This is a genomic window from Thermomonas alba (assembly GCF_022419205.1).
Taxonomy (GTDB): Bacteria; Pseudomonadota; Gammaproteobacteria; order Xanthomonadales; family Xanthomonadaceae; genus Thermomonas; species Thermomonas alba.
On sequence record NZ_JAJOZU010000005.1, the window covers coordinates 281,323 to 294,734 of the forward strand.

The 13,412-nt window shown below is 70.7% G+C and carries 13 protein-coding genes, 1 rRNA gene and 1 other RNA gene; 5 read left to right on the forward strand and 10 right to left on the reverse strand.

Annotation, left to right across the window (positions count from 1 at the left end):
* Positions 1 to 18: 18 nt before the first annotated feature.
* Genes ML342_RS09925 through ML342_RS09940 form a run of 4 tightly spaced genes read right to left on the reverse strand, consistent with a single transcriptional unit; the run spans position 19 to position 3,501 of the window.
* A complete protein-coding gene (locus tag ML342_RS09925) occupies positions 19 to 1,848 on the reverse strand; it encodes a peptidoglycan D,D-transpeptidase FtsI family protein (protein ID WP_240126884.1) in 1,830 nt (609 codons plus the stop codon).
* A complete protein-coding gene (gene ftsL / locus ML342_RS09930; protein ID WP_240126907.1) occupies positions 1,848 to 2,111 on the reverse strand; it encodes a cell division protein FtsL in 264 nt (87 codons plus the stop codon). The genes ML342_RS09925 and ftsL overlap by 1 nt, the downstream gene beginning before the upstream one ends.
* On the reverse strand, positions 2,111 to 3,058 hold the full coding sequence (gene rsmH / locus ML342_RS09935) for a 16S rRNA (cytosine(1402)-N(4))-methyltransferase RsmH (protein WP_338065003.1): 948 nt from the start codon (positions 3,056 to 3,058) through the stop codon (positions 2,111 to 2,113). Before rsmH ends, ftsL begins: the two co-directional genes overlap by 1 nt.
* Positions 3,055 to 3,501, reverse strand: coding sequence for a division/cell wall cluster transcriptional repressor MraZ (locus ML342_RS09940; RefSeq protein ID WP_240126885.1), 447 nt, complete (start codon positions 3,499 to 3,501; stop codon positions 3,055 to 3,057). Before ML342_RS09940 ends, rsmH begins: the two co-directional genes overlap by 4 nt.
* 314 nt (positions 3,502 to 3,815) lie before the next feature.
* Between ML342_RS09940 and ML342_RS09945 the strand changes: the two genes are divergently transcribed.
* Positions 3,816 to 4,571, forward strand: coding sequence for an NRDE family protein (locus ML342_RS09945; protein WP_240126886.1), 756 nt, complete (start codon positions 3,816 to 3,818; stop codon positions 4,569 to 4,571).
* Between the two features lie 30 nt (positions 4,572 to 4,601).
* Here the strand turns inward: ML342_RS09945 and ML342_RS09950 are convergent, their stop codons facing one another.
* Complete coding sequence (locus ML342_RS09950) at positions 4,602 to 5,447, reverse strand: ChbG/HpnK family deacetylase (RefSeq protein WP_240126887.1); 846 nt, start codon at positions 5,445 to 5,447, stop codon at positions 4,602 to 4,604.
* A gap of 31 nt (positions 5,448 to 5,478) precedes the next feature.
* Between ML342_RS09950 and ML342_RS09955 the strand changes: the two genes are divergently transcribed.
* Positions 5,479 to 5,877 (forward strand): GtrA family protein, encoded by a 399-nt coding sequence (locus ML342_RS09955; RefSeq protein ID WP_240126888.1) that lies wholly within the window; start codon positions 5,479 to 5,481, stop codon positions 5,875 to 5,877.
* On the opposite strand, the gene ML342_RS09960 is transcribed toward ML342_RS09955, so the two are convergent.
* The 4 genes from ML342_RS09960 to rsmI all read right to left on the reverse strand — a co-directional run bounded on the left by ML342_RS09960 (position 5,822) and on the right by rsmI (position 9,835).
* Positions 5,822 to 7,396 (reverse strand): ArnT family glycosyltransferase, encoded by a 1,575-nt coding sequence (locus tag ML342_RS09960; protein WP_240126889.1) that lies wholly within the window; start codon positions 7,394 to 7,396, stop codon positions 5,822 to 5,824. The two genes, ML342_RS09955 and ML342_RS09960, sit on opposite strands and share 56 nt — an antisense overlap.
* Positions 7,393 to 8,403 (reverse strand): glycosyltransferase family 2 protein, encoded by a 1,011-nt coding sequence (locus tag ML342_RS09965; protein ID WP_240126890.1) that lies wholly within the window; start codon positions 8,401 to 8,403, stop codon positions 7,393 to 7,395. The genes ML342_RS09960 and ML342_RS09965 overlap by 4 nt, the downstream gene beginning before the upstream one ends.
* Positions 8,404 to 8,518: 115 nt before the next feature.
* An RNA gene (gene rnpB, locus ML342_RS09970) (RNase P RNA component class A) lies at positions 8,519 to 8,972 on the reverse strand.
* 20 nt (positions 8,973 to 8,992) lie between these two features.
* On the reverse strand, positions 8,993 to 9,835 hold the full coding sequence (rsmI, locus tag ML342_RS09975; protein ID WP_240126891.1) for a 16S rRNA (cytidine(1402)-2'-O)-methyltransferase: 843 nt from the start codon (positions 9,833 to 9,835) through the stop codon (positions 8,993 to 8,995).
* A gap of 70 nt (positions 9,836 to 9,905) precedes the next feature.
* Here rsmI and ML342_RS09980 point away from each other — a divergent pair, with 70 nt between their 5' ends.
* From ML342_RS09980 to ML342_RS09990, 3 genes are read left to right on the forward strand one after another with little or no spacing between them, the layout of a single operon-like run.
* The gene (locus ML342_RS09980; RefSeq protein WP_240126892.1) at positions 9,906 to 11,237 is read left to right on the forward strand and encodes a penicillin-binding protein activator; all 1,332 of its coding nucleotides are present in this window, start codon (positions 9,906 to 9,908) and stop codon (positions 11,235 to 11,237) included.
* Positions 11,224 to 11,607: a YraN family protein gene (locus ML342_RS09985; protein WP_240126893.1), complete on the forward strand. Its 384-nt coding sequence runs from the start codon at positions 11,224 to 11,226 to the stop codon at positions 11,605 to 11,607. Before ML342_RS09980 ends, ML342_RS09985 begins: the two co-directional genes overlap by 14 nt.
* Before the next feature lie 5 nt (positions 11,608 to 11,612).
* The gene (locus ML342_RS09990; protein WP_240126894.1) at positions 11,613 to 12,989 is read left to right on the forward strand and encodes an FAD-binding oxidoreductase; all 1,377 of its coding nucleotides are present in this window, start codon (positions 11,613 to 11,615) and stop codon (positions 12,987 to 12,989) included.
* Positions 12,990 to 13,122: 133 nt separating this feature from the next.
* On the opposite strand, the gene rrf is transcribed toward ML342_RS09990, so the two are convergent.
* A 5S ribosomal RNA gene (gene rrf / locus ML342_RS09995) occupies positions 13,123 to 13,237 on the reverse strand.
* Positions 13,238 to 13,412 lie beyond the last annotated feature (175 nt).

Below are 13,412 nucleotides of genomic sequence, written 5' to 3' on the forward strand. Positions count from 1 at the left end.
GGCGCACGCGCTCGGCGCTCATCGCGCACCTCCTGCGACCGGGGACGAAACCAGCGCCGCCAGCGGCGCTGGCCCAGCGCTCTTCTGGCGCCGCGCTTCGGCCGCCTGCTGCGCGGCCAGCCATGCCGGCAGATCGTCGGGCGCCACGTCCATCAGGCGCAGCGCACCTTCCATCACATTGCGGAACACCGGGCCGGCGACCACGCCGCCGTAATAGCCCTTGCGCGTGGGATCAGGATCATTGATCGCCACCACCATCGCAAAGCGCGGATGCGCCACCGGCACCAGCCCGGCGAAGTAGCCGATGTAACGGCGCGAATAGCCGCCGGCGCTGGCCTTGCGCGAGGTGCCGGTCTTGCCGGCCACGTGGTAGCCCAGGATCGCCGCCTGGGTGGCGGTGCCGCCCGGCTCGGTGACGGTCTGCATCATCTTCAACACTTCCTGCGCGATCTTGGGGTCCAGCACCCGCCGCGGCGGGTTGTGCTGCCCCTTCACGAAGGTCGGCTGGTGCAACAGCCCGCCGTTGCCCAAGGCGGCATAGGCCACCGCGATCTGCAGCGGAGTGACGCTCAGGCCGTAGCCGTAGCTCATGGTCTGCTTGGTGGTGCCGCTCCAGCGCTCCGGCGGCGGGAACAGTCCGGCGGCCTCGCCGGGGAAGCCGCTGCCGGTGGTGCGGCCGTAGCCGAAGCGGCGCACGAACGCATTGAACTGGGCATTGCTCAGGCGGCGCGCGATCAACGCCGCGCCGACGTTGGAACTCTTGCGGATGACGCCGGTGGTATCCAGCACCCCGTAGTTGTGCGTATCCGTGGTGCGGTAGTTGCCGTTCGGAATCCAACCCGGATTGGTGTCGAACAGCGTGCTCGGCGTGATGACGCCCGCCTCCAGGGCTGCCGCCACCGTGATCGGCTTCATGGTGGAGCCCGGCTCCATCAGGTCGGTCACCGCGCGGTTGCGATGGGCATCGCGCGGACTGCCGCCGACCGCGTTCGGATTGAACGACGGAATGTTGGCCATCGCCAGCACTTCGCCGGTGGCCACGTCCAGCACTACCGCCGAGCCGCTGCTGGCGCCGGTTTCGGCGATGGCGTTGCGCAGCTCGCGATAGGTCAGGTACTGGATGCGGCGATCGATGCTCAGCACCAGGTCATGCCCCGGCTGCGCCGGCCGCACCAGGTCCACGTTCTCGACGATCCGCCCCTTGTTGTCGCGAATCACCCGCTTGGCTCCAGGCTCACCGCGCAACCAGTCGTCGAACGCCAGTTCCAGCCCCTCCTGACCGCGATCATCGACGTTGGTGAAGCCCAGCACGTGCGCCAGTACTTCGCCCTGCGGATAGAAGCGGCGATACTCGCGCTGGCTGGCGACCCCGGGGATATCCAGCGCGAGGATGCGCGCGGCCTCGTCGGGATTGATCCGGCGCTTGAGGTACACGAACTCGCGGTCGGCGCGCGCGCTCAGGCGGCTGGCCAGCTCATCCAGCGGCATGCCCAGCGCCTGCGCCAGCTGCGGCAGGCGCTCGGGCGACTTCAGCAGCTCGCGCGGATTGGCCCAGATCGATTCCACCGGCGAGGAGATCGCCAGCGGCTCGCCGTTGCGGTCGGTGATCATCCCGCGCGAGGTGGGGATCTCGATCTCACGCACGAAACGCGCATCGCCCTGCCTACGGTAGAACGCCTGGTCCACCACCTGCAGATTGAAGGCGCGCACCAGCAGCGCCACCGAGCACAGGCCGAGCCCGGCGCCGATCAGCAGCAACCGCTTGCGCAAATCCAGCTGTAGACGCGCGCGCTCGCGGCGATCGCCACCCGCGCCGGCCTTGCGTTGCCGTCGAAGCCCGAACCCCATCATCGCTGCAGCACCACCACATCTTCGGTGCGCGGGAACACCATGCCCAGCTGGGTGCGCGCCACCTGATCCACGCGATTGCTCTCGGCCCAGGTCGCCTGCTCCAGTTGCAGGCGGCCGAACTCGATGTTCAGATCATCGCGCGCCTTCTCCAGCCGGGTCAGCGCGATGAACGCCTGCCGGTGCTCGTGACGATCGCGCACGATCAGCAGCGCGCTGACCAGATTGGCCAGCACCAGCGCGGCGATGAGCAGAGTGCGGATCATGCCGCCACCCCCAGCTTCTCGGCGACGCGCAGCACGGCGCTGCGCGCGCGCGGATTGGCGGCCAGCTCGTCCGCTCCGGCCTTCTGCGCCCCGCCGATGAGGCGCAGCGTCGGAGTGAACGCAACCTCCACCGGCAGGCGCCGGTTGGCCGGCGGCGCCTTCGCATGGCGGGCCATGAACTGCTTGACGATGCGATCTTCCAGCGAATGGAAGCTGATCACCGCCAGCCGCCCACCGGGCTTCAGGCGCGCCAGCGCGGCGTCGAGGCCCGCTTCGAGATCGACCAGCTCGCGGTTGATGTGGATGCGGATGGCCTGGAAGCTGCGGGTGGCCGGATGGGTCTTGCTGTCGCCGCGCGGCATCACCTGCGCGATCAGCTCGGCCAGCTGCGCGGTGCGCACGATCGGCTGTTCGCGGCGGCGGGCCACGATCGCGCGCGCGATACGGCGGCTCTGACGCTCTTCGCCATAGGCCCACAGCACGTCCGCGATCTCCTGCTCGGACGCACGCGCCAGCCACGCGGCCGCGCTTTCGCCGGCCTCGGGATCCATGCGCATGTCCAGCGGGCCATCTTTACCGAACGAGAAGCCGCGCGCGGCCACGTCCAGCTGCGGCGAGGACACGCCCAGATCGAGCAGGACGCCATCCAGCCCGGCCGCGGTCTCCTCCCAGTCGGCCAGGGAGGCGAAACTGCCGCGCCGCCAGCGCAGGCGCGCATCGGCCTGCGCCAGACGCATGGCCTCCGCAATCGCCTCGGGATCCTTGTCCATCACCAGCAAACGCCCTTGCGGCCCCAGCCGCCGCAACACCCCGCGCGCGTGCCCGCCGCGCCCGAACGTGCCATCCAGATAGCGTCCATCCCCCTTCACCGCCAGACCGTCCATGACCTCGGCAAACAGCACCGGCAGGTGGGCGGACGCGCTGTCCGCGCCACCGCCCGTCACAGCGGCAAGCCCAACAGGTCATCGTCCATGTCCTCATCCCCGAGGACCTGATGGACCTGACCCAGATGTGCCTGCTCGCTGCGCAGCTCGAACTTGTCGCCACTGCCCTGCAGCACGACCCGGCGATCGATCCCGACCGCCGCGCGATGGCTGGCCGGCAGCGAGATGCGGCCACTGCCATCGGGCTCCACGAACGTCGCCGCGCCGACCAGCTTGAACTGCAGGATGCGGTTGGCGCGCTTGGCCTTGGGTAGCGCGTTGACCTTCTCGCGCAGCACCTCCCAGACGTGATGCGGGTAGATGTAGAGCGCGTCGGTATCGAACGGGCTGTAGGTCACCACCAGACGGTTCCCGCACGCACGCGCGATCAGGTCCCGGTAGCTGGTCGGAATCGCCAGCCGGCCTTTGTCGTCGATGGTGATGGCGGTCTCGCCGTGAAACATTGCCCGTTGCCTGCCCCGTCTGTCGCGGAGTTCACCCGGGAAAACCACTTTTTTCCCGGTTTTCCCACGAAACGCCACATTAGCAGGCAATCACCTGCTGTCAACAACTTCGTGCAGGAAATTTCCCAAGGCCGGTCAAGGACTTGCAGCAAAGTTCAAGAAGTTTTTCAAGGTTTATCCACAAGCTTATGTTCCGCATCATTTTTTGCAGAAAGCCGCGCATCCCGTGCGGACCATTCAGGCGCGCGCCGGAACTCCTCCAGAATGCTGCATCGCAACAAATCCTGTCTCACCGCATCCGGCACACTGCGCGCATGTGCATCGTCGCCCTCGCCTGGAACACCCACCCGCGCTGGCGCCTGATCGTGGCCGGCAATCGCGACGAGGCACACGCACGCCCGGCCGCCGCGCTCGCCGCCTGGCCGGGCCGGCCGATTCGCGCCGGCCGCGACCTGCAGGCCGGCGGCACCTGGCTTGGGCTGGGCCCGGACGGACGCATGGCGGTGGTGACCAATGTACGCCTCGGCCTGCCGCGCCCGTTCGCCGGCCCCTCGCGCGGCGACCTGCCGGTGGCGTTCCTGGCCGGCGACCTCTCCGCTGCGGACCACGCCGCGCAGGTCGCGACGCAGGCGGCCCGCTACGCGCCGTTCAACCTGGTGCTGGCCGATGCGCAGGACTGCCTGTACGTCGGCAATCATCCGGCGCCGGCATGGCGCCATCTCGCGCCTGGGGTGCACGCGCTGTCGAACGGCCCGCTGGATGCCGACTGGCCGAAGATACGCCGCCTGCGCGCGGCGCTGCAGGCCTGGGTGGACGCCGGCGACGACGACCTGCAGCCGCTGTGGCAGGCACTGGCGGATGACACTCCAGCCGCGGACGCGGAGCTGCCGGATACCGGCGTCGGGCTGGCGCTGGAGCGGCAGCTGTCGCCCTGCTTCATCCGCGGCCCGCGCTACGGCACCCGCGCCAGCACGGTGCTGCGGGTGGATGCCGCCGGGCGCGGGCGCATCAGCGAGCGCCGGTTCGGGCCGGACGGCGTGTTCCTGGGCGAAACCACGTTGGCCTACTGAGTGCGCGCGGCAGCCCCGTATCCCGCCCGATCAGGCCGCGAGCAGGCGGCGCATCGGCGCCAGCCGCACCCGCGCCTGCGCGAGCCACTCGTCCAGCGCGGGCGCCGCCAGCACCGCGAACTCGGCCTGGCGCGCCGCCGCCAGCGCATCGCCGGCGCGGTCGCCGGGATGGCACATCAGCAGATCTCCGTCGCGCGCCGCCGCCAGCCAGCCGCGCAGCAGCCCGGCGTAGCGCGCCTGCCCGCCGGTGAAGCCGTACACGCCGAGGAAGCCGCGGTTCTTGCGGAACCCGGCGCGACGCGCGCCGGCCGCCAGCGCCCGCGCGCCCAGCGCCGCGATCACCCCGGCCTTGGCCGCATCCTGCAGGCCCGCCACCCGCATCCCGGCCCAGCGCCCGCGGGTGTCACGCAGCCACGGCCGCGGGCCGGACGCCGGATAGCGCCGCGCCAGTTCCTCCAGCAGCGCGCGCCGGATCACCGGCAGCTGGTGCACGTGCTGATGGCCATCGACGAAGGCCGGCGCGCACCCCAGGCCATCCTCGAACGCGTCGAGCTGGGCGCGGATCTCGGTGCGCACCATCGCGGCATCGAGCGAACCCACGTAGGATTGCGCGATCAATGCCGGCAACCGATGGCGCGCCCCCGGCGTCAGCGGCGCCTCGGTGAAGTCCAGATGCAACCCCACCTCCAGCCCGCCGACGGCCCCGTCGCGCAGCCAGTGCAGGCCCTGCCGCCAGGCCGGCGCGCCCACCAGCGCCCCGGTGGCCTGCAGGCGGCCGCGCCCGGCCAGCTGCGCCACCGCGGCATTGACCCCCGCATCCAGCCCGTAATCATCGGCGCAGATGCACAGCCCCACCTCCGGCAGTTCCTCGACCATCCGCATCGTCTCTTCAAGCCCTGACCCCGCCATGGTGCACCACATCCCGCGCCCCTTGCGCTTCATCGCCGTCGGCTGCGCCGCCGCCGCCGTGCACTGGCTGGTGGTGGTGGCGCTGGTGGAACACTCCGGCCTGGCGCCACTGGCAGCGAACGTGCTGGGCTGGTTGGTGGCCTCCACGGTGTCGTTCGCCGGCCACCATCACCTGACCTTCCGCGGGCACGGGGTGCCGGTGCACGATTCCGCGCGCCGGTTCTTCCTGCTCTCGGCCTTCGGCTTCGCCCTGAACGAGGCGACCTACGCGCTGGCGCTGCATCTGAGCCGGATTGGCTACCAGCTGCTGCTGGGCGCGGTGCTGGTGTTCGTGGCCGGGATCACCTGGATACTGAGCCGGCTGTGGGTGTTCCGGGACAGCCCGGCGCCGCCCTGACCGCAGGCGTCTCCGGTGTGATCCGCCACAGCGCGGCCTCGCCGCTCGCCGCCACTTGGCGCGCCTGCCCCAGCAGCGGGAAGGCCTGCGGCGCGGTCTTCGGCCCCACCAGCCAGGCCACCGGCGCCCGGCACAGCGCCGGCGCCAGCTGCGGCGGGCGCAGCAGCAACCGGGCCGCCAGCGCCGGGTCGAAATCGCCGGCATCGGCCAGCTCCTTGCGCCAGGTGTCGCGGCGGCGGATCGCCGGGTCGTCCCAATCCAGTACGTAAATCTCCGGCTGTTCCAGGCGCGCGTAGATCGGCAGGTCGAAGTAATACTCGCCCAGCAGGAACACCGGCTCGCCCGCCTGCCGCTGGGCGCGCAGCTCCAGCCCCAGCCCCTTGCTGGAATGCGGCGTGCGCGCCACCAGGACGCCGATCACCAGCACGCAGAGCGCCACCGAGACGCCCGCGCTCACCCAGACTCCGCGCCCGAGGCGGCCATGGCGCTGGCGATGCGCAGCGATGCCGTCCGCCAGCAGCGCCGCCAGCGGCGGGATGGCCGGCAGGATGTAGCCCACCAGCTTGGACGCCGGCAGCGAGAAGAACGCGGTCACCACCACTACCCACAGCCACATCAGCCGGCGCAGGTCGGCGCGCAGCGGATCCACGGCCTGCCCGCGGGCCAGCAGCGGTTTCAGCCAGGGCAGCCACGGCAATGTGGCCAGCACCAGCACCGCCGGGTAGAACCAGAACGGCTGCACGTTGTTGAAGCCGGTCTGCGCGAAACGCTCAAAGTGCTGGACCACGAAGAAGTAGTGCAGGAATTCCGGGAACCGCTGCTGCATGGCGATGAACCACGGTGCGGCGATCAGCGCGAACAGCACCAGCCCTGGCAGCGACAGCAGCCGCAGCCAGGTGCGCCAGCGCCCGCCCGAAAGCAGCCAGACGGTCACCACCAGGCCCGGCAGCACCATCCCGATCAGGCCCTTGGCCAGCACCGCCAGCGCGGCCGCGACGTATGCGCCCAGCAGCGCGCCGCGGTACGGCAGGCCGCGCTCCAGCGCCAGCGCCGCCTGCGCCAGCAGCGCGATGGTGACGGTGATCGCGCCGGCCACCAACATGTCGAGGTTGGCGAACTGCGCGCCAAGGTAGAACGCCGGCTGCAGCAGCAGTACCCACAGCGCCAGGCGCGCATCGCGTTCGCCCCACCAGCGCCGCAGCAGCGCGAACACCGCCAGCGCCCCGGCCCAGGCTCCGAGGATGGAAGCCAGCCGCGCCGGCCACTCCCACACCCCCAGCAGCCTCATCGCCGCCGCGGTGATCCAGTAGAACAGCGGCGGCTTGTGGAAATACGGCAGCCCGTCCAGGGTCGGGGTCAGCCAGTCGCCGCTGCGCAGCATGCCCCAGGCCACGCCGACATAGCGGCCCTCGTCCGGCAGCATCAGCGGCCGCGCCCAGGCCAGCAGGGCCAGCCACAGCAGCGCCAGCAGCGCGATCCTGGCCGGCCCGCGACGGTCATCCTGCATGCGCGTGCTCACTCGCCCAACCCCTGGCCGCGGCGGCGTTTGACGATGTACAGCGGGCGCCGCTTGACCTCCTCGAAGATGCGCCCGACGTATTCGCCGACCACCCCCAGCGACACCAGCTGCAGCCCGGCGGAGAACATGATGCCGACCACGATCGTGGTCCACCCGCTGATCCGGTGCCCGTGCCGCAGGTATTCGACCACCAGGAACAGGCCATAGCCGAACGCCAGCATGGCCAGCGTAAAACCAGTGAGCGTGAGCAGGCGCAGCGGCCAGGTCGAAAAGCCGATCAGCCCATCGAGGGCGAAGTTCACCAGTCGCATCGGGCGGAAATGGGTGCGCCCCGCGGCACGCGCGGCCGGCATGTATGGCACCGCCACCGCGCGGAACCCGACCCAGGCGTACAACCCCTTCATGAACCGGTTGCGCTCGGGCAGGGCCAGCAGCGCCTCCACCACCGCGCGGTCCATCAGCCGGAAATCGCCGGCGTTGGGCGGGATCTTCACGCGGTCGCCCGCGTTCACCAGCGCGTAGAAGCCGCGCGCGCCGAGCCGCTTGAACAGGCTCTCGTCGGCGCGGCTGCTGCGCACCGCGTACACGCTGTCGGCGCCTTCCCGCCATTTCTCCAGCAGGGTCGGGATTAGCTCCGGCTCGTGCTGCAGATCGGCATCCAGCATCACCACCACTTCGCCGCACGCGGCCTGCAGCCCGGCGGTCAGCGCCGCCTCCTTGCCGAAATTGCGCGACAGCTCGAGCGCGCGGATGCCAGGCTGCTGCGTCCATGCCGCCAGCCGTTGCGGGGTGTCGTCGGTGCTGCCGTCATCGACCAGGATGATCTCCCACGCTGGCGTCAGCGGCTCCAGCACCGCACGCAGGCGTGGCAGCAGCAGGTCGAGGTTGCCGGCCTCGTTGCGGCACGGGATCACGCAGGAGATGCTGGGTCGCGCGTGCGCGCGGGCCGCGAGGATGGCGTCGGTCCCGGGATCGCCAGCGGAGACTGAGTCGGGTTCAAAGTGCATGCATCGCCTCGTTCGGGGCTGGGAGGGCCAGCGCCAGCCGGGCATAGCATGCCGCACTCCCCTTAAAACAAGCTTCAGGCTGCGATGGCGGTGGGTTAAATCGTCATCGTGAAGGCGGCGGAGCCGGCCGATAAGCCGGGTTCTGTCGGCGCTTGCACGCCGTGGCAGCCATTCCTCTAGGCGCCGCGTCGCCGCGGCGCTCGAGCAACCTACCCGGAGACTCGGCGGGCCGCCTCATCGTCTCCCTACTTGGTCTTGCTCCCGGTGGGGTTTGCCGTGCCGGCCTGTTACCAGGCTCGCGGTGCGCTCTTACCGCACCATTTCACCCTTGCCTGTGCCCTGCCACCCCTTTGCCGTCTCCGGAACGGACTTTGCCAGCCATGCCGTCAAGTCCGATGCGTGGCCACCGCGGCCTGCGGCGGCAAAGGGGTGACAGGGCCATCGGCGGTATCTTTCTGTTGCACTTTCCGTCGGCTCGCGCCGCCCAGGCGTTACCTGGCACCGTGCCCTGTGGAGCCCGGACTTTCCTCGGCATCCGCAAAGGATGACGCGACTGCCTGGCCGACTCCGCCGCGGCGGATTGTCGCACTTATCGACGCTGCGCGCCTGACTCCGCCCCATACAGCGCCTTGCGCGGCGCGCCGGACAGCTCCGCGGCGAGCTTGGCGGCGGTGGACGGCGGCAGGTGCTCCTTCAGCCGGGCATATAGACGCAGGCCTTCGGCCACCTTGGCATCGCCATCCTCGGCAGCGCCCTGCACCAGCACGACGAACTCGCCCCTGCGCTGGTCGGGATCGGCCGTCACCTGCGCCAGCAAGCCGGCCAGGGTGCCGTCCAACACCTTTTCGAACAGCTTGGTCAGCTCGCGCGCCAGCACTGCGGGGCGCTCATCGCCGAACACTGATGCCATGTCGGCCAGGGCCTCGACGATGCGGTGCGCGGACTCGTAGAAGATCAGCGTGCGCGCCTCGCCCGCCAACGCCTTCAGACGTTCGCGCCGAGCCGCGGCCTTGGCCGGCAGGAAGCCCTCGAACGCGAAGCGGTCGCTGGGCAGCCCGGCCACGCTGAGCGCGGCGATCAGCGCGCTGGCGCCCGGCACCGGGCTAACCTTTACGCCCGCCGCGCGCGCGGTGCGCACCAGCCGAAAGCCGGGATCGGACACCAGCGGGGTGCCGGCATCACTGATGAGCGCCAGCGACTCGCCGCCAAGCAGGCGCGTCACGATCCGTTGCGCGACCGCGTCCTCGTTGTGCTCGTGCAGCGCCAGCAAGGGCGTCGCGATGCCGAAATGCGCCAGCAGCTGGCCGCTGCGGCGGGTGTCCTCGGCGCAGATCGCCGCCACCTCGCGCAGCACCTGCTGCGCGCGCGGGGTGAGATCGCCCAGGTTGCCGATTGGGGTGGCGACGACGTAGAGGGTGCCGGTGGCGTGCATGCGGCTCTCGAAAAATGCGCGGGTAGAATCCTAACTGGTTCCCCCTGCGAGCGCCCCGCCCGTGGCCCCGATGCGATCCTTCCTGCTCGTCCTGCTGCTGGCCCTGGCCGGCTGCGTCAGCGCGCCTCCGCCGCCTCCTCCGCCGCCTCCGTATGCCGAGGCCACCATGCAGGCGCAGGCGCTGGCTGCCCAACATGCCCATCTGCGTGGCACTGAGCGGCGTGCCAATGGCGAAGCCATCGAGCGCCTGCTGGCCGGGCTCGACGATGCCACCCTGGCGCGCGATGCCGCGCGCCTGCCGGCCGATGATCCGCTCTACGCCTTTGCCGGCCGTGCCCTGCTGCGACGCGGGCTGGCGCTGCCGCATCCATTCGCTCGCCGCGAGGCCGATTTCGGGTCCGCCCAGCGCCCGCCGGCCGCGGCGGACGGCTACCGCCCGCCGCTGCAGGTCGCGGTGCTGCTGCCGCTATCCGGCCCGCAGGCCCCCGCAGCGGCGGCCGTGCGCGACGGCTATCTGAGCGGCTATTACGGCGAAACCCGGCGCCGACCGCGGCTACGCTTCTACGACACTACCCCGGGGGTCGCTACCGCGCTCGCGCGCGCATCCGCCGACGGCAACGATTTCGCGGTGGGTCCCCTGCTGCGCGAAGACGTGGACGCGGTATTCGCGGACGATCCACCGCTGCCGCTGCTGGCGCTCAACCGCGGCGAGCACAGTCCGACGCCCGGCAGCGCAGCGTTCTCTTTATCGCCGGAGGACGAAGGCATCAGCCTCGCGCTGGCGCTGATCGAGCGTGGCCGCCGCCACGTGTTGCTGATCGCCGGCAGCGAAGACGCCCAACGGCGCACCGCCCATGCGGCCGAAACCCTGCTGCGGCAGCGCGGGGCGCAGGTGACGCGACTCCCGGCCTCGCCCACGCTCGCCAGCGCACTCGCCGCGCTCACGCCGGCGCCGGACGCAGTGCTGCTGGTGCTCAAGGGTGCGCAGGCGCGCAGCGTGGTACCGCAGCTGGCGCTGGCCAACCTCGGCACGTTGCCGCGCTATGCCAGTTCGCAGATCACCCAGGGCACCGGCAAGCCGAGTGAGGACATGGCGCTGGACGGCACCCTCTTCCCCACCGAGCCCTGGCTGGTGGAGCCGGTCGCCGGACTGCCGAGTCAGGCCGCCGCAGCGACGCAGGTGGCGACCGCCAAGGGGCCGGCGGCGCGGCTGTTCGCCTTCGGCCTGGATGCCTGGCGGCTCACCGGATATTTGCAGCATCTGGCCCTGCAGCCGAACGCCACCCTGCAGGGCGCCACCGGCCACCTGCAGCTGGACGGCTTCGGCAACGTGCTGCGGCGGCCGGCATGGTCACAGTTCCGCGGCGGACGTCCGCTACCGCTGCCCGATGACGCGCCCTGAGCCCTCCCGCCAGCAGCGCGGCGCGGCGGTCGAAGCGGCTGCGCTGGCGTTCCTGCAAGCCCGCGGCCTGCGCCTGCTGGCGCGCAATGCCCGCAGCCGCGGCGGTGAGCTCGACCTGGTGATGGACGACGCCGGCAGCGTGGTGTTCGTGGAGGTGCGCTATCGCGCGAATCCCGACTTCGGCGACGGCGCGGCCTCGGTGGATGCCAGCAAGCGCCGACGACTGGTGCAGGCGGCGCAGGACTTCCTGGTCCGGCATCCAGAACATGCGCATATCCCCTGTCGGTTCGATGTCGTGGCCGCCTCGGGCGATCCGGCCGCACCTGAACTCGATTGGCTGCGCGACGCCTTCCGCGCCGACGAGGCGTGACCCGCATGGCACTGCCCGCCGCCCTCGCCGCCGAGCTCGCCGCGCTGCTGGGCGATGGTTGGCGCGTGGACGAAGCGACACGCGACGCCCACGGCGGCGACGACTCCCGGCGTCACGTGCTGCCACAGGCGGTGGCACTGCCGCGCACGCGCGATCAGGTCATCGCCCTCGTTCGCGCCTGCCGCGCCCACCGCGTGCCGCTCGTCGCGCGCGGCGCGGGCACCGGCACCACCGGCGCGTCGGTACCGACCCCCGATGCGATCGCGGTGTCATTCGCGCACATGAACCGGATCCTCGACATCCGCCCCGCCGACCGCTGCGCGGTGGTGGAACCCGGCGTTCGCAATGCCGATCTGCAAGTCGCGCTGGCGCCGCACGGCCTGTTCTGGCCGCCGGACCCCTCGAGCGCCGACAGCTGCACCATCGGCGGCAACCTCGCCACCAATGCTGGCGGCCCGCGCGCGGTGAAGTATGGTGCCACCCGCGACAACGTGCTGGGGCTGGTCGCGGTCACCGGCGCGGGCGAGCTGATCCGGGTCGGCGGCGCCTATACGAAAGCCTCTGCGGGCTACGACCTGACGCACCTGCTGATCGGCAGCGAAGGCACCCTGGCGCTGATCGTCGAGGCCACCCTCAAGCTGACCCCACGCCCACAGGCACAGGCCGGCCTGCGCGCGTTCTACCGCGATGCCACCAGCGCCGCCGCGGCGGTCGCGCGGCTGATGGCGCAGCCGGTGGCGCCGGCGATGCTGGAGTTCCTGGACCGCCGCAGCCTCGACCTGCTGCGCCGCAACGGCAGCGACGTGCCCGCGGCCGGCGCGATGTTACTGGTCGAAGCCGACGGCAGCTTGGATGCCCTGCCTGACATCCTCGCCACCCTCGGCGCGGCCGCCGACGGCGATGGCCTGCTGGACATGGACGTCGCGCCCGATGGCGCCGCGCGCGACCGCCTGTGGGCCGCGCGGCGCGCGCTGTCGCCGGCACTGCGCACGATCGCGCCAGGCAAGATCAACGAAGACGTGGTGGTGCCGGTCTCGCGCATCCCCGACCTAGTGGCCGGCGTGGAGGCGCTGGCAGAGGCGCAGGCGCTGACCATCGTGTGTTTCGGCCACGCCGGCAACGGCAACCTGCACGTCAACCTGCTCTACCACCCGGAGGATGCCGACGAAACCGCGCGTGCTCGAGCCGCGCTGCCGCACGTGTTCGAGCTGGCGCTGGCGCTGGGCGGCACGCTCTCGGGCGAACACGGCATCGGCCTGTCCAAGCGCGACTTCATGCCCCGCGCCTTTGATACCGCCACGCTGGAGGCCATGCGCGCAATCAAGCGCGCACTCGACCCTGACGGCATCCTCAATCCCGACAAGCTGCTACCGCCACCGTGAGCGCGAGGCGCCCGCCTTGGGCGGGCCAGTTCCAGCCGTAAGGCTGCGATCGGGGGTAGGGGGATTGGTTGCTTTACTGGTGCTTTCGGCAAAGAAAAAACCCCTCCTGTTGGGGAGGGGTTTGGGGATAAGGCCCTGGCGATGACCTACTCTTGCATGGATGGGACCACACTACCATCGGCGCGGCTGCGTTTCACTTCCGAGTTCGGGATGGGATCGGGTGGTTCCACAGCGCTATTGTCACCAGGGAGAGGGTGGAGGGTCGCCGGCTGTTGCGGAGGGATCCGGGTTCAGCAGCGCCGCGCTCTCAGAGGGAGGGAAGAAGAGTGGCGAGCGTTTGTCGCAAGCCAGCGACGTATCGCGGCCGAGGCGACTAGAGGTGATATGGTCAAGCCGCACGGATCATTAGTACAGGTTAGCTCA